This is a genomic window from Neobacillus sp. OS1-32 (assembly GCF_030915425.1).
In the GTDB taxonomy this organism is placed as follows: Bacteria; Bacillota; Bacilli; order Bacillales; family Cytobacillaceae; genus Neobacillus; species Neobacillus paridis.
Map to the genome: position 1 here is coordinate 3,476,976 of NZ_CP133263.1, position 26,247 is coordinate 3,503,222.

Below are 26,247 nucleotides of genomic sequence, written 5' to 3' on the forward strand. Positions count from 1 at the left end.
AGAGTTGCATGAATCAGCATATTCTTTTATTAGGCGGTATTATCATTGATGAATATATAGTAGTAAATGAATTTCCCGCCAGAGGCGAAGATACCATCATCACAGATTCCTTTCACAAAGTTGGCGGCTGTGCGATAAATGTCGCAATGACATTGAAAAACCTAGGGTTGAAGCCTCAAATTGCCTCCGTTTTAGGTATGGATGAACGTGGGAAAGAAATAAATGATTATTTACTGGATCATGGACTGTCAAGAGCATGTATTCAAATGACCCCTAACAAAAAGACAGGCTATTGTATATCAATATTGGAAGACTCAGGTGAGCGGACCTTTCTCACATATAAAGGATGTGAGGCAGAGTTTAGCTTTGACATCATTCGTGAAGATATACTCAAGGAAACCTCCTTCCTTTTTGTAACTGGATATTATTTATTAGACGATAACTTCGCGGGAACCATTATTCAGTATATTCAAAAAGCAAAAGATCTAGGAATAAAAATTTTATTTGATCCCGGTTCCCTAGTTTCCAAGATTGATCGACACATCCTCTTATCGATGATGAATTTGGCAGATATGATTACCCCAAATGAAGGAGAGCTGGAAAAAATCATCGTGCTATTAAACATTAAAAAGGAGAATTTTTCAAGCTGGCTTTTCAAAAAAGGGGTTCGGTGGCTCGTTGAGAAAAAAGGAAAACTGGGTGTAAATTTATGGGACAATTCCAGCGGAAAACAGATGTTTATCCCCTCCTATAAGGTCTCATGTATAGATACCTCCGGTGCAGGAGATAGCTTTGCAGGGGGATTAATTTACGGATTGCTGCAAGGATATGATATGCCAAAATCCATTAAGTTGGCCAGTGCATGTGGGGCCTTTACCACTACCTTCATGGGCCCACATAAAAACTTTACGTTAAAGGACATTTTAAAAATTGTAGGTGAGAGTTGATGAATCCATTATTAGATAGAGCGTACGGCTGTCTTATTGCAACTGCCATTGGGGATGCCTTGGGAATGCCTGCCTCTTTTATGTCTATAAGTCAGATAAAACAAGAATATTCAAAGATTACAGATTTTGTAACTCCAAGTCGAGAACAAGTGGCCCATAGCAGTATTGTAGCAGGGGGAATTACGGATGATACTCAAGAAAGTTTAATTGTATCATCCGTACTCAAAGAAGCTGGAAAATTTGATACCGAGCTGTTTATTCTAAAAATGAAAGAATGGGCAGTCAAATATAACATCCTAGAATCCACAGTCATTGGTCCTAGTACAAGATTATTTTTGGAAACTATTATATCCGGCGGCAATTATCTAGAGGCTGGTAAAAAGGGTGACACAAATGGGGCCGCAATGAGAGTAGCTCCAATTGGCATCTTTCACCACCACGACTTTGAACTTGCAATTCAAGATGCCATTGCTTCTGCATTGCCTTCACATGGCAGTAAACCAGGTGTAGCCTCTGCCTGTGCCATCGCTGCGGCCGTTTCAAAGGCCATAGAAGGAAAAAGCTTACCAAGTGAAATAATGGTAGCTGCCATACTGGGGGCAATAAGAGGGGAAGAAAGTGGCTATGACATTCCTTCCCCTTCCGTAGCTGCCAGAATCCATCTTGCTATGGAAATAGTAGACCGAAATCAAGACAAGCCGCTAGAGGAAATCTGCTTACTTCTCTATAAATATATAGGTGCGGGAATGAAATCGTATGAGTCGATCCCATTATCGCTTGGCGTATTTTATGCCGCAAAGGGATCTGTTACGGATGGTTTAATAGCAGTGGTCAATTTAGGTGATGATGCTGATACGAATGGTGCCATTGTTGGTTCATTGTGTGGAGCCTATAGTGGGGCTTCTACTATAAACAAGTCTTGGATTGAAAAAATCGAAAAGGTCAATAGTATAAATTTTAAAGAAATTGCGCAAGACCTTTTAAAAACCTGTTCATAAAGAATTGTGCCACTAAAAAATGAAGAAACCTGCAGGACCATATAAAAATGGTGTAATTGTACTGGAGGTAAATGGGGGAGCCGATTCTAAAGATATGCTCGGGTATTTGTGATTGACTGAACCGTCAGGATTTTGTCCTTTGACGGTTTTCTTGAATTCATTCGTGAAATTTTGAAGGGCGTTGTGTGGGAAGCTGCTGCACATGTCATTTGAAAAAACGTTTTAGATCACAAGAAAACCACCCATCGCCGTACAAAGCAGAGTGGTCCCCAAAAAACGAACAAGCCTGCAGCGGAAATTTCCAACCCCCACTTTACTATCACCGATCACATGACAGAAATTTTCCTGCGGCAGGTCAACAAAAATAGGATTCAGAACTTCTGAACTTCATTTGAATCGTAATAATAACCTTTCCTGGTCCTCAAGATGCTGCGCCACTTTCTCAATATGATGCACCACAACTAATCCCGCAAACCTATGAATGAATGGGGATTAGCGGATTATAGGGAAAATACATCACCATTATTCGGGGAGTGACAGTGGCCATATTTTGTTCCCTATATATTTCCCCCGCCACCAATATTTGGCTTTACATCTTGGTCGAAAATCACCCCATCGATCACTTCAAAACTATCATTGTTAATATTTAAAATTCCAGTGTTTATATTAGCAAAGCCGTAAATCCCCCCCATATTTAAATTATATTTTCGGTTGGCATCCATACCATTGATCACCGTTTCACCAACATTGACATTTGAGTTCGGTTGAAGGGAATTTACATTTAATGAACCTAAATTAATAATTGAGGGCATATTTTTTCCTCCCATTTCCAATCCCCTTATCTAACCTATTATATGTACGTCTATAGGTCTTGTGAGGAATTTTGGGGTCTGAAAACACATTTTGGGGTCAGCCCCTCGCTCAGCTAAAGTTTAACGCAGTAAAGTACTGAGAAGGCATATAGGTGCTTTGTCGTGGAGTAAAAAGGGGATAGTCCACGCTTTGGATCGTATGTGGCGTGGCTATCCCTGCTTCACTTTTTAAACATGCTGTAATTTTCGTGATTCTCGTAATTCGATACTTCTGGCAGCATCATAGGCATCCCAGATGGCCTTCATTACGCTCTCCGGTTTGTCAGCGTCACCGATTAAATAAACATGATCTGCCTTTACTTGTTCATATAACTGATTGTCACTGATGTATCCGACGGAAACCACGATGTGATCGGCTTTAATTTGTGATTGCTGCGGAATTCCTTCAGCCCCGACAGCAAACATCATCTTCGCTCTGTTAGCAACGTTTGGATAGTTTTTAACCATGGTTGTAATATGGGCCATGCCATTTTCATACTTTGTCACGGAAGAAGATTTCATGACATTGATTTGATAATAATCCAGCATCTCCATCAGCATATTGTAGTTGGCTGCTGATAAGCCGAATGTATTCAAGATGGTATCAGCCGCTTCGACAACGGTTACTTTCTTGCCCTGTTTTCCTAATTCACAGGCGATTTCCACGCCTGTTAAGCCGCCGCCCACGACCACGATATTGTCACCGGTAATGTCTTTATGTAACAAGGCATCCACGGCATAGGTTACGTTTTCGGAATCAAAGCCTGGAATGGAGAGCTTCCGTTCTGTTGCCCCAGTGGCGATGAAGATATCATCGTATCGATGTTCGTTGATAAATTGTTTCGTGATTTCCGTATTCAAATGAATGTTAACACCTAAATCTTGCATTTGTTTGATATACCAATTCAGTAAACGCCGGTCGTCTTCTTTATATTCAAAGGCCGCCGCAGCGATAAAGGCACCGCCTAATTGCCCTGATTTTTCATATAAATCGACATCATGACCTTTTAACGCACAGACGCGGGCTGCTTCCATGCCGCCGATGCCACCACCGACAACAAGGACTTTTCTTTGTCGATCCGCTTTGCCAATGCCATAAGTAAGTTCTCTGCCGCAGGCCGGATTTACCGCACAGGAGATATCTTTGCCTTGGAAAATCGCAGAAAGACAGCCATTGTGGCAGCCGATGCAAGGCCGGATATTGTCTAAATCGCCCGATGCAAATTTATTGGCCATATCGGGATCCGCCAATAATGGACGTGCCATTCCCATCATGTCAATTTCACCGTTAGCAATCACTTCATTGGCCAGTTCCGGATCATCAAATTTACCGGCACAAATGACAGGAACGGATACATGTTTTTTCAGCATCTTCACATCTTCGAGATTGCAAGCTTTTGGCATGTATACTGGCGGATGCGGCCAGAACCAAGAATCATAGCTTCCATTATCGCAGTCTAGCATATCATAGCCTGCTTCAATCAGTTTTTGGGCAACTATGATACTTTCCTCATAATCACGGCCGAACTCCTTAAATTTTTCGCCGGGAAGTGCGCCGCGATTGTAGCCCTTCATATAGCTCTTCACGCTGTAGCGCAAGGAGACAGGATAATCTTTGCCACATACCGCTTTAATGGCTTGAACAATCTCAGATGGAAAACGGAGACGGTTTTCCAGGCTTCCGCCGTATTCATCGGTTCGGTGGTTGGCATATTCCATCGTAAATTGGTCTAACAAATAACCTTCATGAACGGCATGAACTTCGACGCCGTCAATCCCGGCCATTTTACATGCCAGGGCGGCATTGGCAAACATTTCAATATATTCGTGGATTTCCTGCTTGGTCATTTCTCTGTTTGTTTTGGTAGGGTCCCACACATTTGGCAGTGCACTAGGTGCCGGATCTTCGGAGTGAATACTGGAACGTCCGGATAAGGCCGTGATTTGAACCATCACCTTTGCGCCGTATTTGTGAATCCCCTCTGCTAAATACTTTTGCTGCTGGATATATTTATAAAAGCCCTCACCACGGTCACCAGGTCCCTGACCTTTAGGGAACCAGCTAACCGGGAGCAGTCCGGTAACGATTAAACCTGTACCGCCTTTTGCTCGTTCAATGTAATAATCGGCGCCATCCTTCGTATAAGCACCATTCGGACCCATAAGTCGAGGAGAGAACACCCCCATTGCCATCATGGCGATCCGGTTTTTTACTTCCATACTGCCAATTTTAATCGGGGAGAATAACGCAGGAAAACGATTGACCATAATAAACATCCCTTTCACAATGCAAAGTATTTTAACGGATTTCTTATGCTTAATTATAGTTCATGTGAGAAACTATTCATTACCATTGTTCACTTTTTCACAAATACTTCTTATCTATATTAAAACAGTGAAAAGGGGGAAAATCGGTCAGCAAAATGGGGGAATAGTATGGGTGTCCGCATTCCACAAGAGTAACCGGCTGGCATCACGGTTAATTTTTTTGAAAAAGTTTTCCTTCGAGCGGGAGGGAGTTAATACTCCCGGCCCCTCACACCACTATTTTTAACTAAGGACTTTTCTTACAATCGGAATTTTACTAATCAACAGTGAAAAAAGATAGGAAGCTATAACTGTCAATCCAAATAAAGCAATAATATAAAGAGACGGCTGTAAATCGAAAGCATTTAAGTATTGCTGGAAATATTTCGAAAAGATAATATGGACAAAATACATCGTAAAACTGACTTCAGAGATGCTTCTCGTGATTTTAAATATGTTTTTATTTGTATGAGAGATAAGGACTACGATGAAAATGGTATAAATTAAAACGTTAAACGACAAATATTTATAAAAATAGGGATGATATCTACCGAATGAAAGGGAACTAAGGTAGGTTCCGGTAAATGTCACAATTAAAGATAAAATACCTAAAGTGTAAATCATCCCCCGTTTATTTAAAAATAAATCCCTGTGAAAAATCAAATAACCTAAAATTAAATAAGAAACATAGCCAGAAAAACCAGAAAAATAAATTTTAGGACTAATATGTAAATAACTTGTACCGATGAGATAGCCGTTTTCCAATATAAAAGAAAGAATGACGTAATACAAAAGAATGTTAGTTGGTGTATTTTGAACCACCTTTCTTAAAACGGGAATAAATAAGTAAACAAAAACGATCAAATAAATATACCATAAATGATAATAAACATTTCCTGTAATAAATAGTTTTAAGAAATCTCTAATATAGAATTTTTCAAAATCGAGTGTAAACAGGATATTTCTTTTGTACAAATAATAAATAAAACTCCAAACTAAAAATGGAATTATAATTTTCGCAGCTCTCTTCTTTAAAAAAACGGATAGTGGTTCATCTTTATGTAACAAGAGGGCGCCGCTGATTAGTAGAAAAAGTGGCACAGCAAATCTTGATAAACTGTCGAGAACGTTTCCTGCAAGAAATTCATTTCCTATCGGTTTATAAAGAAATGGAGCTGTTGAATGTATCATAATAACAGCCAGTATTGCCCAAAACCTTAGCTTCATAATGTGTGTATTCATAATGATCGCCTCCGATGTCCAAACTATTTAAAAAACAATAAAAAACGGGGTTCTCCCTCGTTTCGAATTGTAGAAAAGCACCATTGCAGTCAGTTGCCTTCTACCTATTGAGACACTCAAGTTTTCCCCTTAGTCTGACACTCGTCTTCGTTTTCTGGTTACATCGACCGTTTTAGAAGTTTCTTATATGTCTATTATGTATCTTTGGCGCTGCTTTATCAATCCTTGCAAAGTTAAGGTGGTCTGGTCGGTTGCAGTCTTCCTTCCGTGGGACTACTGACGAATAAGCTGTAATTACTGTTAGATAGGTAGTTAAAGTTTAGCACGGTAAATCACTGAGAAAGCATATAGGTGCTTTGTCGTTAATTCGATCATCTTGGTTCGTAGAAGCAGTCTAGTTGCTTGAACCGAAGATATTATCAACGTTTCGGTCCAACTCCAAAAAAGAAATAACCGACAAAAAGTCCACATCAATCCCCCTGTATCTCAAATAAGGCCCATTTAACATAATTTTTTAAAAAATCCGAGTAAATAAATTTACCCCTGGGAAGACGGGAATACGATCAACATATCTTTCTTACTAATTCCTAAAATCTAGCTTTCATTTTTAACCCCTAACCTACTATAATAAATAGGTAAAATATAAAAATGGGGGTTAAACAATGAAAAGAATACTTGCAATTGGAAAAATTGTTTTGAGTTTGCTGCTTTTAGGTGCTGCTGTTTTTTCCTTTGAAAGCAGCACGAGTCAAGTTGAGGCAGCATCAGCTAAAGCTAAGGTCATCACGAAAATTTACAAAGGGAAAAAGTTCCTTAAGTATCCGCAGGTTTCAGGAGGCGTTAGCAAATCGGCTCAGGCCAAAATAAATAAGGTGCTATATAGCCATATCAAGCAATCCTATAAGGGATATACGGACTTGAAAAAGTCTATGGAAGAATTCCAGAGCGACCCTATTTGTAAGCAGTATCCGTCTAGCTGCAGCTATGAGTATAACGTTTCTTATAAGGTTCAATACAATATGAGCGGTAAGCTAAGCATTCGTATATCGGATTATCAGTTTTCCGGCGGTGCCCATGGCAATAGTGCTGTTACCGTTTACAACTTCAACTTAAAGAGCGGCAAACAATATAAGCTGACGGATGTTGTCAAAACGAAGGCCAAGCTTCAAAAGGTGTATAACTATACATATAACTATATGGCCAAACGCCCGAATCTATTTTTTGTAGAAGAATTAAAAGATAATCTAAAAATTAATAGTAAAACCCAGTTTTATTTTACTAGCGGGGGAATTATCCTAGTATTCCAGGAGTATGAAGTAGGTCCATACTCAAGTGGTACCCCGACGGTCAAAATTCCGAGCCAAGTATATAAATAAAGGCAGCCAATTTTTATAAAAAAATACCATGAACCTATGATAGGAAGCAACTGAAATGAAACGGAAATTAAGAGTTTGGGTGTAGTCTTCTAAAAGATTGTTGCTTTCTTCTCCTTGATTCATATGAATTTGCTGAGATTCTATCTTTTCGTATTCATCGACAATTTCGATCCTTGCATACACTACAAAAGCTATCGAAATATGGATTATTCAAAAAGTTCAGGGGGAAAATAGAAAAATATATTGATTCATCCAACTTTAGACCCTAAAATAAATCTATAACACCTATGATATCTTACCTACAACCATGGCAAACCCATTGAAAGATGGGGACGCAAAGCTACGAGCCTAAAGCAGTATTGCTATGGCAGTTGGGTTGCATAATAACTGATAGATTCTATATCGTTATCTTTGCCCTGCGGTCAAATAAGATTGCAGGGCTTTTTATATACTATTTTAGGAGGGGGACATGTGAGCTTGAAGGGAAAGTACTTCAAATTATTAGCAGCGATCTTCATTTGTATTTTGTCAGTGAGCAGTTTTTGCAATATACCTGTAGCTGCAAAGAGTAGTTCAAAAGTTTATCCGGCTTATGACTTCAACGGGGATGCGGGTAAATTTCCAAAGAAGCTGCCAAACAATCCATTATCGATGGTGGCGGACAGACTCAATTTACCGTTACCAGCAATCGTGATACGTTCCTTTCGTATTATTCCGGGGCAACTGGCGGGGAAATGACAACATTGGTTGGTGTCCATCAAAACGGGAAAGTATTTTTCAAAAAGAATTTTGGCAGTGGGGCAGGATTAGAGGTTAAGTTCCTCGCTTCAAATAAAGTGAAAGTGGCCATTGAAAGAGTAAAGAAAAATTGGGATCCATCCAGAGAGCCCAATGCAGCCAGACATTCAGGCATTTGGGATGTCAAGGAATATACCATTTCGACAACAGGACACCTGAAACTTGTGAAAAAGTACATAAAACATGGACTCTAAACGAACACGAATAAGGAGACTACAAGATTGAAAAAATATTATTTCCTTAAGATTTTCTTCTCGATTATAGTGACTTGAGGAGAGGTACTAGATTTTTTGGGGGATTTTTCCGTTCAACTTATTCATCAACAAAGACTGTATCATTACTATACTATCAATGGGGGAAAAAGCATGAACAAATTGGCTAAAAAAGTGGTATTTTTCTTGATTGCTTTCATCATCATCCTTCCTTCGATGACGTTCCAAAGCAATCAAGCTTCAGCAAGCACAACGCAGGACTTACCGTTTGGAACGAAAACGACCGGAAATATTACCGATTCTGACCCGGAACAAATGTATAAGATCGTCTTAAACGGCGCGGGCAGAATTACCGTCAACCTAGATTCTTATATGGATGAAACCTATCTTGATTTAATCGATGATCAAGGAAATTACGTCTGGCATAACGAAGATATCTACTATGGCCGTACGGATGACCCGAAAAAATGGTCGGGTTGGGAGGACTTAGAGCCAGGCACCTACTACATAAGAGTCCACCAATACAACAGTAGTACGGGAAAATACGATTTATCAGTTACCTATGACCAAGCCTATAATACGGATAAAGAGCCGAACAATGGCACCCTGCAAGCCCAAGAGCTCACCTTAAATACGCAAAAAGTAACTGGTTTTATCAGCTGGAATGACGATACCGACTATTATAAAATTCACCTGGATAAGGCTGGCAGGATTACTGTTAATCTGGACTCGTATATGGATGAAACCTATCTTGATTTAATCGATGATCAAGGAAATTACGTCTGGCATAACGAAGATATCTACTATGGCCGTACGGATGACCCGAAAAAATGGTCCGATTGGGAGGACCTGGAGCCAGGCACCTACTATATTAAGGTCCATCAGTATAGTAATTCAACCGGAAAATATGTGCTTTCTGCGGCCTTTAATCAAGCCAATAATACCGATAAAGAGCCCAACAACGGCACCCCGCAAGCGCAAGAGCTCAAATTAAATACGCAAAAAGTAACTGGTTTTATCAGCTGGAATGACGATGAGGATTACTATAAATTCACATTGCCGAAAGCCGGCACGATTACAGTCCGGATGGATTCCTATATCTATGATACTTATCTAGACCTGATCGATAATCATGGCAATAAGATATGGAGCAATAAGGATATCTACTACGGTGCTTTCAATAATCCGAAAAAATGGTTCGACACAGAAACCCTGTCTGCGGGCACCTACTATATTAGAGTCCACCAATATAGCAGCTCCACGGGGAAATACAGCTTACGTGTAGATGCGCCGTTCCTGCTGCCGGCTCTTAGCGTGAACACGGTTAGCAACAAAAGTACAACGGTAACTGGAAAAACAAGTAAAGACAGCACGGTTTATGTTAAAGTCGGTTCTAAAACCTACCATGCTTCCGTTAACAGTAAGGGCGAATACAAACAAACGATTGCGAAGCAACAAGCCGGGGCAAAAATTGAGGTCACAGCTGCCAACAAATACGGCAGTAAAAAGATGACGGTCACCGTTGTCGATCGAATCCCGCCAACGACGCCGGTTGTTTACTCAATTAACAGCAAATCAAAATATATTACCGGAAAAGCGGAACCATATTCAACCGTGGTCGCTACGATCGGTAATCATAAAATCGGCTCCGCCAAAGCAGATAAATACGGAAAATACAAAATAAAAATGACCCCAAGAAAGAAGGGTACCTTTATTAAGGTAGCCGCGCTCGATAAAGCCGGCAACAAAAGTTCATATAAAACCATAAAGGTTAAGTAGAAAGACAGGCATAGAGTCTGATGCTTCCTCAAGAAAATCCTCCGGCTTGTTATCAAGTGGGGGATTCCTTTGCATCTATAAACGGTGCCTGACACCGCGTGATTTCTCCTCAAGCATTAGAGTAATCCAACTTTGGGTCGTTTAGAGCGGTTCTACTTTCCCCAATCACCGGGGCAACCCAACCTTCCTTCGGTCACCTAGTACAGTTGAAATGATAGATTCTCCTTCATGGCAGCACAGTCGGGTTAACCTACTTCTTTATGTAATGGTTCGGGAATGAGGGTTGGACGTGTATAGGAAATTGTAAAAGCAAATGATTGTTCTTAAAACACAAAGCAGGTTGCGAAACCAATTTCGCACCCTGCTTGTATGTTATATTTTATTTAGTTTTATGTGCTTGCTGGTAAAATACTTACCTTTTATTGGTTATAGCTTTGGCATTGATATAGCCGATCCATTTCCCCTTGCCATCATAAAGAGATAGATATTTTGATCCGTTACTATGATAATAAACATACTTAGCAAGGTAGGTTTTATTGATTACTTTGACATTCTTTTTCTTCCAACTGAAGCTTTGATATACGTTGTAGTGCTTACTTTTTACAGTGACATACTTGCCGTACTTCAGCGGGTAGCCTTGCTTACCGTTACCTGCTTTAACAGCTTTGGCATTGATATAACCTACCCATTTGCCCTTGTCATCATAAAGCGAAAAATATTTTGATCCGTTACTATGATTGTAAACATACTTAGCAAGGTAGGTTTTATTGACTGCAGTGGCATTCTTCTTTTCCCAGCTGAAGTTTTTCCATACGGTATAGTTTTTGTTTGTTACAGTAACATACTTACCATATTTAACCGCATCCCCTTGTGGATTTGAGTCATACTTTACTGTGATAGTTTTAACACCCTCTGTATTTGGTTTGAGTGTATAGGTATATGACTTGGAAGAGGGGATGTAATACTTTACAGCTGGTAAAGTAACTTTCATTGTCTGACCAACAGTTCCCCTAACAATGGTATTAGTTGTAATTGATTTACCTGTCTTAGCATCAACATATTTAAACACTGTTGTTTGGGTTGAGCTCTCGCCAATAGAGTCCTTATAAAACTTCAGTGATTGTAAAGCATAACCGTGATTATCAAATAAGGTTTGGTTATCCCATGATGAACCACCCCAAGCAGGTTGACCATTCCAATACAATTTACTGTCTGGAAAATAACCGACGGCACCTGAACTTGCCCAACCGGTTCCGAACTTTTCAGCTATTTCTTTATTAGCTTTCCAATTGGTCCAACCAGGATAAACAGGAATCCAAGCTGGCTCCCAATAGAATGCACCCAGGCCGTTTGATTGACTCATCATTGTACTGTATAGACTTGTCATAGCATCTACTTGCCCCTGTGGTCCAACTGGGAAGGCATTCGTATTTTGCCAATCACTTTGTTCTTCACCGATTGAATTGGGTGTCCCATCGGAGTCTTTCAAGCTGTTAGTCCACGCTGTTTCCATAACAGCAAACAATTTTCCATAACTGGCAGCCAGTTTTTCCACTTTAGTTAAGGTATCAGGGGTATTGGACTTTGCCGTTACTGACCAATATGGGTAGTAAGAAGATCCAAGTACATCATAGTCGACCCCATCACGCTTCCAAGCATTCATAATATCTGTATACTTTTTAACATTAGGGGTTTCGATGTGTAAAGTTACTAAAGCATTTGGTGCCGTATCACGAACAGCCTTGACACCAGCCTTTAAATAACCATTAACACGTGCAGATTTTGTTTTATCGTTCCAAACACCAGCGTATGATTCCCCCTTATCACGGTTGGTCGTCACACCCATCATGCCATTGGTAATCTCATTACCAACTTGGACCATTCCAACATCGGCACCTACTGCTTGGAACTTTTTAATGGTGTCACTGGTAAAGTTGTAAACATCCTGTTGCAATTGTGAGTCGCTATGACCTTGCCAAGCCTTCGGCAATATTTGTTGTGCAGGGTCTGCCCAGAAATCTGAATAGTGGAAATCAAGTGATACTTTTATTCCATACTTGGCAGCTTCTTCGGCAATTTTTAGTTCATGCGCCACATCAGACTGTCCGCCACCATAGATTGCACCATCGGCATTTTTGGGATCATTCCAAATGCGTAATCTGATATAGTTAACACCATTATCATGAAGGATCTTTAACAGACTTTGCTCCTTACCTTCGTAATCGTAATATTTTACGCCCGCTTGCTTCAACGCTTCATATGATGAAATATCCACGCCACGAATGGTATCAGGGGACATGGTTGAAATCTTTTTAATTGTAACGGACTGATCCTTTAAGCCGGTATCAGCCCCAGTTTGATAAGGATCCGCTTGCGGAATATCATTATTTGTCTCGCTGCTATCGTTGTTATCTTCTGTACCGGACAACAATTGTTTAAATGTTGTTAGAGATTGGAGCGGATTCCCCAAGTCATCAAATAAGGCTTGGTTATCCACAGAACTGGCACCTGCCCATTGATCAGCACCATCTACATAGCCAGCAGCAGCCGTTGTTGCCCAACCGGTTCCATATTGCTCCGCTGCCGCTTTATTGGCTTGCCAATGGGCACCGCTATTGCCGGCATCTACAGCAATCCACACCGCATTGTCATAAAAGACACCAGCGTCGGCCGTATTGTTGCCGTCAGTTGTGATCGCACTGTAAAGTTTGCGCAGATATGTCGCTTGGCCTTGTGGACTTAGTGCCCCGATACCTTGGCTGACAATATCCCCGGCTGTTGAGCCATTACTTTGTCCATCTGAATCTTGATCGGTAAAAGGGTAGCTGACACTTAATATGGCAAACTTTTTACCAGCATTATTAGCCGCTTCCTTGGCCCCTTGTATATCCGGCATTTTATCCCATGCTGCATATACATTGGCCCCTAAAATATCATAATCGACATGGGCACTTTTAAGATTGTTTGCAATGGTTGTAAACCAGCCTGATCCGGGACCGGCATATCCTAATGCGATTTTGCTGCTGCTGTTGATGGTTCGAATTTCATGGGTAACAGCCGCCAGAATTTCATTACCAGTTGCTAAATCTTGGTTTAGGAAATTCTGAGCCATATTACTTCCAATTGTGATGATCTCAGGTGTAACGTTGTTGCCTTTCAATTCATTTAAGGCGTTATGAATATATTGAACGGCGGTCTGCTTCAAGTTATCGGTTGACCAATTTTTGGGCAGCTTTTGGTTGTCTTTAAATGTATAAAAGTCCGAGAATAAGAAGTTAATATTAACCTTTAATCCTGCAGCCTTGGCAGCTTTTGCCGTTTTAATAGCATTATCTAGAGTCGGATTTCCGCCGCCGTAGGATGCTCCTGAATCATTTTTAGGATTAACCGCAACCTTAAGATTGATATAATTGATGCCAGATTCTTTTAATAGATTCATAAACCCATTTTCATCCAGCGTTTGGCCGTTAAAATCTTTGTATTTAACACCGGCGGCCAATTCAGCTTGGTATGGTGTTAAATCTACACCACGAATCGTATCCTCTGTAACAGTGGATACTTTATTGATGGCAGCTGGTAATTTAGCAGCGCCAGTATCAGTACCGTTGCTATAAGCAGATGAGACAGTATCAGCGTATGCAAGCGGTACCGCTAAAGATGGGGCAAACGATCCCGTTAATAATGCTAACGTGGAGCCTGCCACCAGGAATGATTTAGTTATCTTATTCATGAAAGTTCCCCCTTCAAACATTTCTATATCTTTTTTATGGCGGAAAAATTTCCTTGTTGTTGATAGTTGATGACAACACCATTTCCCCACCGCATAACATGTGCTAATGCTGCTCGATTTTTCACCCCTTTTTTCCATAACAAATAGATTCTATTACCCTTAGGGTGAAAATAATAGCGGGAATTGCAGGAAATTAATTTCCAAAATAGCTTGTTTCGTTTGAAATATCTCTTCAATGTGGTTATGTTTCACTAATCTTTAAGAAATCACTTCTAGAAAGGTTGCTATTATTTTGGTAAAATTAGGAGGGTGGAGGTTTGTCAAAATTTATAGATTAATGTCATAGCATTACTATAGTAGAAAGGAATAATAGATTTTATCGGTGATGATGGCGAATGAGGGGTTAAAAGTCGATTAATCTTCATTGCCTGCATATTTGAAAAGCTTCGTTCAAAACCGCTATTAAAGCCTGAAAAGATAATATTCTATCAAATAAGGTTATATATTGGCAGATAAGTAGATGGTGTGGCAGAATCTATTACCTAACAGTCAAAATTTACGTTTAGTATCGAGGAGGAGAGGAAGTAAAATTGAAGAAGTTTTATTTGCTTGCAGTGTTATTGGGGATTAGTATTTTGGCCATGTTGGGTGTTCAGAATGCTGCATATGCGGACATGGCACCGGCCAATCCGGATAGTACGACGAAATGGGAGACGGACTCAAATGGAACAAGTCTCAGGACTCAATCATTATTACGTTCGTCCGTTGATGAGCCGGTAATTGCTGATATTTCGAAGTGGCAGGGAACGATCGACTGGAAAACGGCTAGTAACTATTTGGATTTAGTGATTATTCGCACGCAAGCTGGAAGCAGTTATGAGGATCCTCTGCATAAAGTGAACGAAAACGCCGCAATTCAATATAAAGTTCCATTTGGTGTTTATGCCTATAATAAGTCGATTTCATCCGCCGATGCCAAAGCGGAAGCGAAGGATTTTTACAACCGGGCCAATAAAAATACGCTATTTTATGTTGTCGATGTTGAAGAGAATACGAGTAAATCAGGAGAGAGTATGCGCACGATCATCAATTCGTATGTAACCGAATTACGGAAATATACAGATAAAAAAATTGGCGTATACATTGCCCATCATTTATACAAAAGTTTGAATATTGATACTTCAAAATTTGATTTTGTGTGGATTCCTAGATACAACAATACCAACACTCCTCCGAATTATGATTATGATCTATGGCAATATACCGATAAAGGAATCGTCAAAGGAATCAATACATATGTGGACTTAAACCGTCTCCATCCTGATGTAACACTCGAGTTTTTCACCGATGATAGTAATGATTCAGTAGATGCTGGCGATCCAAGTGATACCGGCGGCACAACTGATCTCGGTGATAAAACTAATCCTGGTGAAAAAACTGATGCCGGTGATAAAACTAGTCCTGGCGATAAAACTAATTCCGGTGAAAAAAACGATACCAGTGATCCAAATTATGCGGGGGAATTGCTGGATCTAGCAAAGTACTATACTGCTAATCCCAAAAAGGTAGTCATTTTAAAGACCATTTATCAGTATGCGAATCCGAATTTAACGCAAGATGCTAAAAAAACAGCCTTAACGGCCAATAGTATCGTGTCTGTAACAGGCGTAGCTTTCTCATCTAAAGGCACTCCTTGTTTAAGGCTATCTAATGGGTATTACATAAGTGCCGCTAAAGACTATGTTTTAAAGGTGACAGCGGATATTGGGAAGTACTATACAACGGCACCGAAAAAAGTGGTGGTGAAAAAGGGATTATATGAATACAGAAGTATGTTAAATATAACTGCGAACCGGATCAGGGCATTGCAGAAAAACACAGTTGTTCCGATTACCGGTATCGTTTATTCAGCAACAGGCACGCCGAAGCTAAAGACATCAAGAGGCACCTATATTACCGCTCATAAAGACTATGTTTTGAAGATGACAGCGAATATTGATCATTACTATACAACGGTACCCAAAAAAGTGAAGATTACAAAAGGATTGTATGAATACAAAAGCACAAACTGCACAACCGCGAACCGGATTAGAGCAGTGAAGAAAAACACAGTTGTTCCGATTACCGGTATTGTTTATACAGCGTCAGGCACGCCGATATTAAAGACATCAAAAGGTACCTATATTTCGGCTAATAAAAGCTACGTTCAGAAGCTTGCTTGATTGATACCACTCGGATTTTGTCGAAGTTTAACAGGAAATTAGGTTTGGAATGGCCCTGTGGAGAGGATTCTCCCCAGGGAATTTTTTTGGCCGAGAGAAGCTGCTTGGCCTAAGTGTACAAGGGAATATTTGTGAGACTAGGCAGCGCAGCCCAAAGTGATCCTTTTGGGGTGAACTACGCCACTGTCTTTGACCTTTACGGCTCGCCAATCAGCGGCTTTCCTATGTCGCATAAATTCAACTATCCCTATAAACTGCCCTAAAGGGCCCGCCAATCGCCGAGTTTTTTACAATAACCGGATAGGAATGTCTATTAAATAGGAAATTTGCCCTACTGGAAATGCCCCTCCCATATTGGTAGAATTAGGGGTGTAGGTTTGTCAAAATTCGTAGATAGATGTCATATTTATACTAAATTAATATGGGAAGAATAATAGATTTTGTAATAGCAGATAACGAAAGGAGGTATTGAAAGTCAATGGATCCTCATTGCCTGCCTATTTCGAACAGTTTTTCGACATTACTGGGTATGCCCCAAAGGAAATTATTCTATTGCTATGGCAGCTGAGTAGATGATTCGACAAAATCTATTGTTTAATAGCGTTTAGTGTCAAGGGAGGAGAGAAAGTAAAATTGAAAAAGTTTTATTTGCTTGCAGTATTATTGGGGATTAGTATTTTGGCCATATTGAGTGTTCAGGAGGCCGCATATGCAGACATGGCACCGGCCAATCCGGATAGTACGACGAAATGGGAGACGGACTCAAATGAAACAAATTTTAGCGCTCGATCATTATTACGTTCTTCCGTTGATGAACCGGTGATTGCTGATATTTCGAAGTGGCAAGGAACGATCGACTGGAAAACGGCTAGTAACTATTTGGATTTAGTGATTATTCGCACGCAAGATGGAAGCAGTTATGAGGATCCTTTACATAAGACCTACGAGAACGGTGCGATTCAATATAAGGTTCCATTTGGTGTATACGCCTATAACCGGTCGATTTCGACCACCGATGCCAAAACGGAAGCGAAGGATTTTTACAACCGGGCCAATAAAAATACGCTATTTTATGTTGTCGATGTTGAGGAAAAGACGAGTAAATCAGGAGAAAGTATGCGCGCGATTATCAATTCGTATGTAACCGAATTACGGAAATATACGGATAAAAAAATTGGCGTGTACATTGCCCATCATTTATATGAAGATCTGAATATTGATACATCTAAATTTGATTTTGTGTGGATTCCTAGATATAACAATACCAACACTCCCCCGAAGTATGATTATGATCTATGGCAATATACCGATAAAGGAATCGTCAAAGGAATCAATACATATGTGGACTTAAACCGTCTCCATCCTGATTTAACACTCGGGTTTTTCACCGATGATCCAAATGATAAGGGTAATCCAAATTATACGGAAGATTCCCTAATTAAAGCAAACTACTATACGGTCAATCCGAAAAAGGTAGTCATTTTAAAGAAAGTTTATCAGTACGAGAATCCGAATTGTACGCGGGATACTGTAAAAACCGCATTAACAGCCAATCACATCGTGTCCGTAACAGGTGTTGCTTATTCAACTAATGGTATCCCTCGTTTAAAGCTGTCTAATGGATATTATATTACCGCCAATAAAGACTATGTTTTGAAGGTAATTGCCACTATTGATCAGTACTATACCGCTGTACCCAAAAAGGTGGTCATTAAAAAAGGATTGTATGAATACAAAAGCACAAACTTCATAACCGCGAATCGGATTAGAGGTTTGCAGAAAAACAAAATCGTAACGATTAGCGGTATTGCTTATACAGCATCAGGCACCCCGAGATTAAAGACATCAAGCGGGACCTATATTACGGCTAGTAAAGACTACGTGTTGAAGGTAATTTCCACTATTGATCAGTACTATACCACTGCACCCAAAAAGGTGAAGATTACAAAAGGATTGTATGAATACAAAAGCACGAACTTCACAACCGCAAACCGGATCAGGGGATTAAAGAAAAACAAGGTCGTTACGATTAGCGGTATTGCTTACACGGCATCAGGTACTCCAAGATTAAAGACATCAAGCGGAACCTATATAACGGCTAGTAAAAGCTACGTCCAGAAGATTTCTTGATGAGGGTGGCTGTCCGTTGCGCCCCCCCAGGATAGGTGCAACTGGCCCGCCAGATTAATTTAGGTGCCAGGTACCGCTCGAATAAGAGGGATGTGAACTTCAGTATCCCATTGCTAAATTCAAATATCAATTATTAGGGGGCTGTCCCAAATGGTGCTTGACATCATAGCTTTTGGGACAGCCTCTTTTGTATTATACGGCTTAGTAGAGGCGGCCTGACTGAGTGAGGTATCCGCCCACCAATAGGAGAGGGTTTTCCGCCAATTGAGGTGCTGTTATCGCCAATAGGCGAGGGGTTTCCGCCAATAGGAGAGGGTTTTTCGCCAATTGGGGAGAGGTTATCGCCAATAGAAGTAGGGTTCCCGCCAATTGGGGAGAGTAGCCCGCCAATAGAAGCGGGTTTTTCGCCAATTGAGGAGAGGTTATCGCCAATAGGAGAGGGGTTTTCGCCAATAGGAGAAGGGACCCCGCTAATTGAAGGTGGTTACTCATCATTTTTAGAAGGTTCTCCGCTAATTATAACCGGTTACTATTTAGCTTAGAAGAAATGAAACTTTTTTTAAAATGAACCAGTATAATGTAGTGATGTATTTAGCGAGGAGTGCTAGTATGAGCATGATAGGAAGATTCCGGGAGATCATGGAACGTAACTTGAATGCCTTATTGGAGAAGGCCGATGATCCCGAGAAAATGATTGCCCTGTATTTACAAAAGTTGAAAAAGGATTTAGGAAGGATTAAGTCGGAAACAGCAACCGTGATGATGGAAGAGCAGCGCGCTAAGCGGGCGGTTGCTGAATGCGAGGAGACCATAGCCAAGATGGAACGCTATGCGGTCAAGGCAACGGAGTCCGGCAACGAAAGGGACGCTCGGCGGTTTTTGGAAAAGAAAACAGCTTTGTCTGCGCAATTAGCGGAACTGCAGGAAGCTTATCATTTGGCGGCTGCCAATTCCCAAAAAATGAAACAAATGCATGATAAACTGGCTGCTGAAATCAGCGAAGTGGAAGCAAGCCAAGACGGCTAGACGGCTGCCCTCAAAAGCAGAAAAATGAGTTTTAAGGGCAAATAGAAAGCGTCTATGCGCCCTTTAAAACAGAAAAAAAGAATTTAGAGGACAAGTAGAAAATGGCTACCTGCCCTCAAAAGCAGAAAAATCCAATTTTGAGGTCAAGTATTAGGCTGCTATCGAGGACTAATTTTACTATACTTATAGACCAGAGGGTGATGTAAAGATGATCCTTCATTATAAATGCCCAAGCTGTGGCAGTGACATGAGTTTTGATTCCGAAACCGGCGACCTGTCCTGTCCAAGCTGCGGCAGACATGAAAAAATCGAAAATTATCAGGAAGAGCTGCAGACATCTTCTACTAATGATGTTGAGACGAAAGAGTATCATTGTGAGAATTGCGGCGCCATTTTGCTGACAACCGCCGACACGACGGCGACAAACTGCAGTTTCTGCGGTGCGGGCGTCGTCATCGCCGACCGCTTGTCAGGGCAGCTCGCTCCGGCGAAGGTGATTCCGTTTACGATTAGTAAAGAAGAAGCAATTGATGCATTTAAAAAATGGTGCCGAAAAGGGTTGCTTACGCCAAGGGGCTTTATGAACGCCGACCGCATCAAAAGCATTACCGGGATGTATGTCCCCTTTTGGCTGTTCGATTTGAACAGCAAGGTGCAGGTGAGTGCCGAATGTACCAAGGTCCGGACCTATACGCAGGGAGATTACATTTACACTGAAACCAAGTATTATGATGCTTTCCGTGATATTAACCTTGATTATGTTAAAATCCCGGTCGATGCCTCGGAAAAAATGAATGACGAGCTGATGGATCGATTGGAGCCTTACCCGTACGACCAATTAAAGGATTTTAAAACTCCGTATTTGGCTGGCTTTTTGGCGGAGAAATACAATTATTCCGATGACGAGCTTTTGCCGCGGGCGAAGGATAAAATCAGCAGCTATATTGAGTCTTATATTAGCTCCACATTTGCAGGTTACCATTCTGTTTTTTATAAAAATAAACAGATTGATACGAAAAATGTGAACAGCAATTATGTCCTGCTGCCTGTTTGGATGGTCAGCTATGATTACAACCATTCGGAGCACACGTTTGCGATGAATGGCCAGACGGGAAAGGTTGTCGGCAAACCGCCAATCAGCATGGGGAAAGTGGCTGCCTGGTTTAGCGGTATTGCTGCCGGGACTTTCTTCGCTTTAAAATGTGTCTCCTTTATGTTAGGAGGTGGCTTTTGGTGATGGTCGAAAAATGGCTGCAAAATCAAAGTCTCTTTTGCTGTTTCTTCGTTTTCCTGCTGCTGCTGCCTTTCGGGACGGTAGCCAAGGGGCAAAGTTTTGACAGGAATCAGTATATTTATGATGAGGCCCAGTTGCTGACGGCAAAGGAAAAAGCTAACCTGCAATCGCAGGCGAGTCAGCTTGGCAAGAAAAGAAATACGGCATTTATTGTTGTGACGGTCAATGGAACCGATGGAAAAACGCTGAAGCGTTATGTCGAGGATTTCTATGATAAATATGCCCCGGGCTATGATCAGCCGCATGGGAATACGGCGATTCTGGCCATCGACATGCAGAAGCGGAATGTCTATTTGGCCGGTTTTCAAAAGGCGGAGAAGTATTTGGATGACAGCCGGCTGGATCAGATTCGCGAAAAAATCACCCCTGATCTGTCTGATGGCAACTATTTTCAAGCCTTTTCGGCATTTTTAAATACCTCCGATGAGTATATGAACTATAAACCAGGGGTCAATCCGGAAAATATCTTGTTTAAATGGTGGTTCCAATTGGCTGCAGCTCTTGTAGTGGCCGGTGTGGTTGTGGGGCTGATGGCCTATCGCTCCGGCGGCCGGGTAACTGTTAACGCGGGAACCTACCTGAATCACGATCAATCAAGAGTTTTGAGCCATTACGATAATTATATAAGAACCACCGTGACGAAGGTGAAAAAACCGTCCAATAATTCAAGCAGCGGCGGTGGAATCTCGAGCGGCGGCCACTCCCACAGCGGCAGCGGCGGCAAGTTTTAAAGCGCCGGGATTAGGCGGAATATTGCCGATCCGTACTATTATATCAGCGTATTTTAGCATTATATCAGCGATTTTTAAGTTTTATTAGCGAATCGCATGAATATATTAGCGATTTTTAATTTTTATCAGCGAATCAAAATGGAAGGGAGCAATTGAAGAATGTCTTTTTTTCGCAATCAATTTGCTAATGTGGTAGAGTGGCAGGAATTCAGAGATGACATGATTTTTTATAAATGGAGCAATCGTGAAATCAAAAAGGGAAGCCGGTTGATTATTCGCCCGGGGCAGGATGCGATTTTTTTAAACAATGGAAAAATTGAAGGGGTGTTTCGCGACGAAGGTGATTATGATATCGAGTCGCAGATTATTCCGTTCCTGTCGACGTTAAAGGGATTTAAGTTTGGCTTTAACAGCGGCATGCGGGTCGAAGTGCTGTTCGTCAACACGAAGGATTTCGTTGTCAAATGGGGCACGAAAAATGCGATTAATATTCCGGCGCCGGGGCTTCCAGGGGGAATGCCGGTTCGCGCTAATGGAACGTTTACCTTTAAAGTCGATGATTACATTGCCTTGATTGACCAAATTGCTGGTGTGCGTGACGAATATTTTGTCGATGATGTGAAAATTCGGATTACCGCTGTCCTCGACCAGCTCCTGATGAAATGGATTACGAAGGAAGGAAAAGATATGTTCAATCTGCAGGCCAACTCCTTCGACATTTCCAAAGGGATTCAAGAGGATTTAGATATGCAAATGATGAATAGCGGCATTTCCATTACCGGGTTTAATGTCATGAGTTTCAGCTATCCAAAGGAAATTCAAGAACATGATTAACAAAAATGCTTCCCATGGAATGGTAAGCGATATCGGCCGCTACCAGCAAATTGAGCTGACCGATGGCATGGCCTCAGGAAAAATGACTGGCGGCGGAGCGGCGTCCGATATGGCCGGAATGATGATGGGAATGAATATCGCCAATCAAATGATGAAACAAATGAATCAATCAACACCAAACCAGGGGGCGGCTGACCAGTCTGCATCTGGCCAGCCGGCACCAAATCAGCCGGCACCAAATCAGTCTCAACCCAACCAGCCGGCGCCAGCCCAATCCAAACCGAACTTCTGCCCAAATTGCGGCACAAAAACCACTGGAGGAAACTTTTGCTCCAACTGCGGACAAAAACTTGTATAAGAAAGCGCGGCTTCTGCCGCGCTTTTCTATTGGGCGGGAAGCTATAGTTGTTAATGCCGATTTACTTACGGATGGAGCAGTGTTACTTGCGAACAGAGTGGCGTTACTTGTGGATAACACTCACATACTTGCGAATAACCTTTCACTAAAGCAAATCAATTGGCGGAAAGGTGTCTTCAACTGGCGAAAACTCCACTCCAACTGGCGGCAACCCTGCTTCAATTGGCGAAAACCCCACTCTAACTGGCGCTATCCCCGCTCCAACTGGCGGCATCCCCCAATTGGCGCCATCCCCGCTCCAACTGGCGAAAACCCCGCTCCAATTGGCGGCAACCCCGCTCCAACTGGCGAAAACCCCGCTCCAATTGGCGGCAACCCCGCTCCAACTGGCGAAAACCCCCCTCCAATTGGCGAAAACCCCCCTCTAACTGGCGGTCCCCCCGCTCCAATTGGCGAAAACTCCACTCCAACTGGCGGCAACCCTGCTCCAACTGGCGAAAACCCCGCTCCAACTGGCGGAACCCCCCTCCCGCTCCAATTGCCGAATCAACGTCCCCTGTCAGTCGCGCTCCCCCAATAACAGGATGCAGTTTCCATTTTTAACATTGGTTTTCCTAGAATAAGAGTCTATAATAGTCATAGATTGGCAAATAAATAGATAAGGAGACTCTTTTTGTAATGCAGGGGAGATTTTTGAAAGGTTTTTGGTTTATTTTTGTGCTGATGTTGTTGGGTTTTGTATGTATGGCGATCAAGCCGGTCCAAGCTGCCACGTCGATTAAACAAGAATTTAAAGCATCGGCGGGGGTGACGTACCAGGATTATCGAATTAATACATCTGCCCGCAATCAGGCCGTTCGTGTGTTAAAGGCGAATTTGAGCGACCCTTATACACAAATTAAGGTGGGTATTCCCGATCCGTTAAATAAATTATCCAAGACCATTGCTAGAGCGTTGACGTATTATGCGCCGAGGCATCAAGTTGTTGGTACCATTAATGCTTCCTTTTTTGGGCCGACAGGGCTGCCTGTGTATTTGATTGCTGAAAATAACCAGCTCATTAATGCCGGAAAGCTTCCGGTTGGAAAAACGGAATATGCGAATGAGCCGATTGCTTTTGGGATGAAGGACGGGAAAGGGATCATTGCTCATTATAATTTAGACCTACATTTTGTACATAACGGCAAGTCAACCCCAATTACGGCTTCCAATAAGGCGAGAGCGACAAATCAGCTGATTCTCTATACTGCCAAAAATCCAAGCAAATATACGGATACAAGCGAGAAAGGAATCGAAGTTGTCGTTGAGAAGCTCGATGCCCCGCTTGATCTTACTTTCGGTTCAACGGTTACAGGAATGGTTACCAAGATTCGCGATTATGGGGACAAAACGAAAACGCAGATTCCGAAGGATGGCTTTGTTTTATCAGCGACAGGAACAAGTAAGGCTGCCTTAAAGAACATTCAAATAGGCGATTCAATTTCTCTAGCGGTAGATATCGATACCCTTTGGCAAGGTGCAGATTTTATGTTAGGCAGCGGGCCAATGCTTGTCAATAAAGGAAAAGTGGACTTATCGATGGATCCAAAAAGTCCCAATGCCATCACAAGGGCACCGCATACGGCTGTGGCTGTTGATAAGACCGGCCGAAATGTATTCTTTGTGACGGTTGATGGTAGACAGCCGGGCTATAGCACTGGTATGAATTTAACGGAGTTCGCGCAGTTCCTTGTCAGTATCGGTGCCTACCAGGCGCTGAATCTCGATGGCGGGGGATCGACGGCAATGGGCGTCAGGTATCCCGGTGATTCCGTTGTGAAACTGGCCAATTCCCCGGCAGACGGCTTCGAAAGATATATTTCTACCACGTTAATGGCGGTCTCAACAGCGCCTAATGGGCAGCCAACATACATAAAAGCACATAAATCGAATACTAGTGTTCTTTTAAAAGGATCGTCGATTAAGATTTTACTAGATTACGTGCTGGATCAATATTATAATCCGGTAAAAGCCTCCACGAAAAATTTGTCGATAACGAGTAAATTGGGGACGGCAAAAGGAACGGCGTTTACCGCAGCTAAGGCAGGAAAAGGGACGCTTACTGTAAAATATAGCCAGGCAGCCACCTCTCTCCCTGTCGAAATCGTTGATCAGCTTGCTAAACTGACGATCTCCAAGAGCAATTTGCTGATGCGCAACGGGGATACGGTGAAGCTATCGGTCAAAGGCTACGACCGTAAGGGGAGAACCGTCCTGATGGCGCCACATGCGATCCAGTGGTCGGTCACTGGAAAACTGGGGACCATTTCCAAAGACGGCACCTTTACCGTAACGGGGACAAAGGGCAGCGGACAAATCACGGCAGCCTATGGAAAAACAAAGGCAGTTGTCGCGGTTAACATCGGCCCTGACCAAGAGGTGTTGGACACTTTTGATCAATTAACGAATTGGACAGTTTCCAGCATTCGAGCGACGGCATTTAGCCAGAGCAGTACGAAAAAGGAGCCGGTTAAAGAAGGTAAAGCCGCTTTGAAATTCAACTATGACTTCACCGTAAGCAAATCAAATACATCCGCCGCTTATTTAAACGCAGCAAAAAGCCTTGTGTTTACAAGCAGGCCGAATGCTATTGGCGTGTATGTGTATGGTGACGGGAAGAACAACTGGTTAAGGGCCACTTTAACCGATGGAAAAGGGAAAAGCCGGACAATTGATTTTACAAAAGATATGGGTCTATCGTGGCAGGGCTGGAAGTTTGTTAAAGCAGCCATTCCGAAGGATGTGGCTTTACCAATTAAACTCAAACAAATCTACGTGGTTCAACCGCACCAGGAATTAAAAAGCAAAGGGACGCTGTACTTTGACCAGCTGCAAGTATTCTATGGATTGAAGTGAGCAGGGCTTCCATGCCGCCCTTTTAGTGATAGGAAAAGAAAAACTCTGCCGAGAGAAGTCTCAGCAGAGTTTTTACGTAGCAGATCTTCCGGATGGCAGCTGCCCGCTTAGTTAGTTTCTTTTGAGCAACTTCATTTGTATCTACTTGGAAGTATTTGTTAATCGATTCCGTGATCCGCTTAATCGCAGTTTCCGCGGTGGTAACCCGCTCTTCAACCGATTTGGCATATTTTGTTTTGATGATAACAACTTTCTTTTCAACTTTTTTCGAAATTACTTGTCGAAAAAGTCTCGGGATTACGCGCGCAGGAATGGATGAAGGGTAAAATTTGGACTTTGCCACTCCTGCCATCTATTAAAAATCGGTCCATCTGTCACTCTATTAAGCTTGCAAGCTACTGCTAATAATGGCTTCCTGTTATCGGGAATCCATGATATAATTGGTGATAAAACCAAATGTCCCCAACTTAGAAACCTCTTTCCAACCCCTTCTTAGCGCATACGTGCACAAAGGAAA

19 protein-coding genes, 1 pseudogene and 1 riboswitch are annotated in these 26,247 nt (G+C 41.9%); of the genes and pseudogenes, 15 read left to right on the forward strand and 5 right to left on the reverse strand.

Going from position 1 to position 26,247, the window contains the following annotated elements; genetic code table 11:
- Positions 1–8: 8 nt before the first annotated feature.
- Positions 9–947, forward strand: coding sequence for a carbohydrate kinase family protein (locus tag RCG24_RS17285; RefSeq protein WP_308077574.1), 939 nt, complete (start codon positions 9–11; stop codon positions 945–947).
- Positions 947–1,945 (forward strand): ADP-ribosylglycohydrolase family protein, encoded by a 999-nt coding sequence (locus RCG24_RS17290; protein WP_202654519.1) that lies wholly within the window; start codon positions 947–949, stop codon positions 1,943–1,945. Before RCG24_RS17285 ends, RCG24_RS17290 begins: the two co-directional genes overlap by 1 nt.
- Before the next feature lie 557 nt (positions 1,946–2,502).
- On the opposite strand, the gene RCG24_RS17295 is transcribed toward RCG24_RS17290, so the two are convergent.
- The 3 genes from RCG24_RS17295 to RCG24_RS17305 form a co-directional block, all read right to left on the reverse strand.
- A complete protein-coding gene (locus tag RCG24_RS17295) occupies positions 2,503–2,772 on the reverse strand; it encodes a hypothetical protein (protein WP_235888097.1) in 270 nt (89 codons plus the stop codon).
- A gap of 213 nt (positions 2,773–2,985) precedes the next feature.
- Positions 2,986–5,064, reverse strand: coding sequence for an FAD-dependent oxidoreductase (locus RCG24_RS17300; RefSeq protein WP_308077575.1), 2,079 nt, complete (start codon positions 5,062–5,064; stop codon positions 2,986–2,988).
- Between the two features lie 282 nt (positions 5,065–5,346).
- Positions 5,347–6,345, reverse strand: coding sequence for an acyltransferase (locus tag RCG24_RS17305; RefSeq protein WP_308077576.1), 999 nt, complete (start codon positions 6,343–6,345; stop codon positions 5,347–5,349).
- A gap of 662 nt (positions 6,346–7,007) precedes the next feature.
- Between RCG24_RS17305 and RCG24_RS17310 the strand changes: the two genes are divergently transcribed.
- The 4 genes from RCG24_RS17310 to RCG24_RS17325 all read left to right on the forward strand — a co-directional run bounded on the left by RCG24_RS17310 (position 7,008) and on the right by RCG24_RS17325 (position 10,510).
- Positions 7,008–7,721 carry a DUF3298 and DUF4163 domain-containing protein gene (locus tag RCG24_RS17310; RefSeq protein ID WP_308077577.1) on the forward strand — a complete coding sequence of 238 codons (714 nt, stop codon included), beginning with the start codon at positions 7,008–7,010 and terminating at the stop codon, positions 7,719–7,721.
- A gap of 299 nt (positions 7,722–8,020) precedes the next feature.
- Positions 8,021–8,105, forward strand: a riboswitch (cyclic di-GMP riboswitch).
- An 87-nt stretch (positions 8,106–8,192) separates the two neighbouring features.
- Entirely contained in the window at positions 8,193–8,459 is a 267-nt protein-coding gene (locus RCG24_RS17315) for a hypothetical protein (protein WP_308077578.1), read from the forward strand.
- Entirely contained in the window at positions 8,456–8,713 is a 258-nt protein-coding gene (locus RCG24_RS17320; RefSeq protein ID WP_308077579.1) for a hypothetical protein, read from the forward strand. Before RCG24_RS17315 ends, RCG24_RS17320 begins: the two co-directional genes overlap by 4 nt.
- Positions 8,714–8,884: 171 nt before the next feature.
- The gene (locus RCG24_RS17325) at positions 8,885–10,510 is read left to right on the forward strand and encodes a DVUA0089 family protein (protein WP_308077580.1); all 1,626 of its coding nucleotides are present in this window, start codon (positions 8,885–8,887) and stop codon (positions 10,508–10,510) included.
- Between the two features lie 412 nt (positions 10,511–10,922).
- On the opposite strand, the gene RCG24_RS17330 is transcribed toward RCG24_RS17325, so the two are convergent.
- Positions 10,923–14,240 carry a glycosyl hydrolase 53 family protein gene (locus RCG24_RS17330; protein WP_308077581.1) on the reverse strand — a complete coding sequence of 1,106 codons (3,318 nt, stop codon included), beginning with the start codon at positions 14,238–14,240 and terminating at the stop codon, positions 10,923–10,925.
- Positions 14,241–14,830: 590 nt separating this feature from the next.
- Here RCG24_RS17330 and RCG24_RS17335 point away from each other — a divergent pair.
- From RCG24_RS17335 to RCG24_RS17375, 9 genes and pseudogenes are all read left to right on the forward strand, one after another.
- Positions 14,831–16,462 carry a DUF5776 domain-containing protein gene (locus RCG24_RS17335; protein WP_308077582.1) on the forward strand — a complete coding sequence of 544 codons (1,632 nt, stop codon included), beginning with the start codon at positions 14,831–14,833 and terminating at the stop codon, positions 16,460–16,462.
- 633 nt (positions 16,463–17,095) lie between these two features.
- A complete protein-coding gene (locus RCG24_RS17340) occupies positions 17,096–18,592 on the forward strand; it encodes a DUF5776 domain-containing protein (RefSeq protein WP_308077583.1) in 1,497 nt (498 codons plus the stop codon).
- Positions 18,593–18,861: 269 nt separating this feature from the next.
- Positions 18,862–19,134, forward strand: a complete 273-nt coding sequence (locus tag RCG24_RS17345; RefSeq protein WP_308077584.1) for a hypothetical protein — start codon at positions 18,862–18,864, stop codon at positions 19,132–19,134.
- A gap of 67 nt (positions 19,135–19,201) precedes the next feature.
- Positions 19,202–19,618, forward strand: coding sequence for a PspA/IM30 family protein (locus tag RCG24_RS17350; protein ID WP_308077585.1), 417 nt, complete (start codon positions 19,202–19,204; stop codon positions 19,616–19,618).
- Positions 19,619–19,826: 208 nt separating this feature from the next.
- Positions 19,827–20,855, forward strand: coding sequence for a TFIIB-type zinc ribbon-containing protein (locus RCG24_RS17355; protein WP_308077586.1), 1,029 nt, complete (start codon positions 19,827–19,829; stop codon positions 20,853–20,855).
- Entirely contained in the window at positions 20,855–21,643 is a 789-nt protein-coding gene (locus RCG24_RS17360) for a TPM domain-containing protein (RefSeq protein ID WP_308079204.1), read from the forward strand. Before RCG24_RS17355 ends, RCG24_RS17360 begins: the two co-directional genes overlap by 1 nt.
- Positions 21,644–21,802: 159 nt before the next feature.
- Positions 21,803–22,835: pseudogene (locus RCG24_RS17365) on the forward strand (SPFH domain-containing protein).
- Positions 22,828–23,415 carry a hypothetical protein gene (locus RCG24_RS17370; RefSeq protein WP_308077587.1) on the forward strand — a complete coding sequence of 196 codons (588 nt, stop codon included), beginning with the start codon at positions 22,828–22,830 and terminating at the stop codon, positions 23,413–23,415. The pseudogene RCG24_RS17365 and the gene RCG24_RS17370 overlap by 8 nt, the downstream one beginning before the upstream one ends.
- Before the next feature lie 98 nt (positions 23,416–23,513).
- Complete coding sequence (locus RCG24_RS17375; protein WP_308077588.1) at positions 23,514–25,730, forward strand: phosphodiester glycosidase family protein; 2,217 nt, start codon at positions 23,514–23,516, stop codon at positions 25,728–25,730.
- A 22-nt stretch (positions 25,731–25,752) separates the two neighbouring features.
- Here the strand turns inward: RCG24_RS17375 and RCG24_RS17380 are convergent, their stop codons facing one another.
- A complete protein-coding gene (locus RCG24_RS17380) occupies positions 25,753–26,073 on the reverse strand; it encodes a hypothetical protein (protein WP_202654506.1) in 321 nt (106 codons plus the stop codon).
- Positions 26,074–26,247: the final 174 nt, after the last annotated feature.

What these genes read in the sequence shown, in the direction of transcription:
- RCG24_RS17285 (WP_308077574.1), top strand. Translation starts at nt 9, where the DNA reads ATGAATCAGCATATTCTTTTATTAGGCGGTATTATCATTGATGAATAT.
- RCG24_RS17290 (WP_202654519.1), top strand. Translation starts at nt 947, where the DNA reads ATGAATCCATTATTAGATAGAGCGTACGGCTGTCTTATTGCAACTGCC.
- RCG24_RS17295 (WP_235888097.1), bottom strand. Translation starts at nt 2,772, where the DNA reads ATGGGAGGAAAAAATATGCCCTCAATTATTAATTTAGGTTCATTAAAT.
- RCG24_RS17300 (WP_308077575.1), bottom strand. Translation starts at nt 5,064, where the DNA reads ATGGTCAATCGTTTTCCTGCGTTATTCTCCCCGATTAAAATTGGCAGT.
- RCG24_RS17305 (WP_308077576.1), bottom strand. Translation starts at nt 6,345, where the DNA reads ATGAATACACACATTATGAAGCTAAGGTTTTGGGCAATACTGGCTGTT.
- RCG24_RS17310 (WP_308077577.1), top strand. Translation starts at nt 7,008, where the DNA reads ATGAAAAGAATACTTGCAATTGGAAAAATTGTTTTGAGTTTGCTGCTT.
- RCG24_RS17320 (WP_308077579.1), top strand. Translation starts at nt 8,456, where the DNA reads ATGACAACATTGGTTGGTGTCCATCAAAACGGGAAAGTATTTTTCAAA.
- RCG24_RS17325 (WP_308077580.1), top strand. Translation starts at nt 8,885, where the DNA reads ATGAACAAATTGGCTAAAAAAGTGGTATTTTTCTTGATTGCTTTCATC.
- RCG24_RS17330 (WP_308077581.1), bottom strand. Translation starts at nt 14,240, where the DNA reads ATGAATAAGATAACTAAATCATTCCTGGTGGCAGGCTCCACGTTAGCA.
- RCG24_RS17350 (WP_308077585.1), top strand. Translation starts at nt 19,202, where the DNA reads ATGAGCATGATAGGAAGATTCCGGGAGATCATGGAACGTAACTTGAAT.
- RCG24_RS17355 (WP_308077586.1), top strand. Translation starts at nt 19,827, where the DNA reads ATGATCCTTCATTATAAATGCCCAAGCTGTGGCAGTGACATGAGTTTT.
- RCG24_RS17360 (WP_308079204.1), top strand. Translation starts at nt 20,855, where the DNA reads ATGGTCGAAAAATGGCTGCAAAATCAAAGTCTCTTTTGCTGTTTCTTC.
- RCG24_RS17375 (WP_308077588.1), top strand. Translation starts at nt 23,514, where the DNA reads ATGCAGGGGAGATTTTTGAAAGGTTTTTGGTTTATTTTTGTGCTGATG.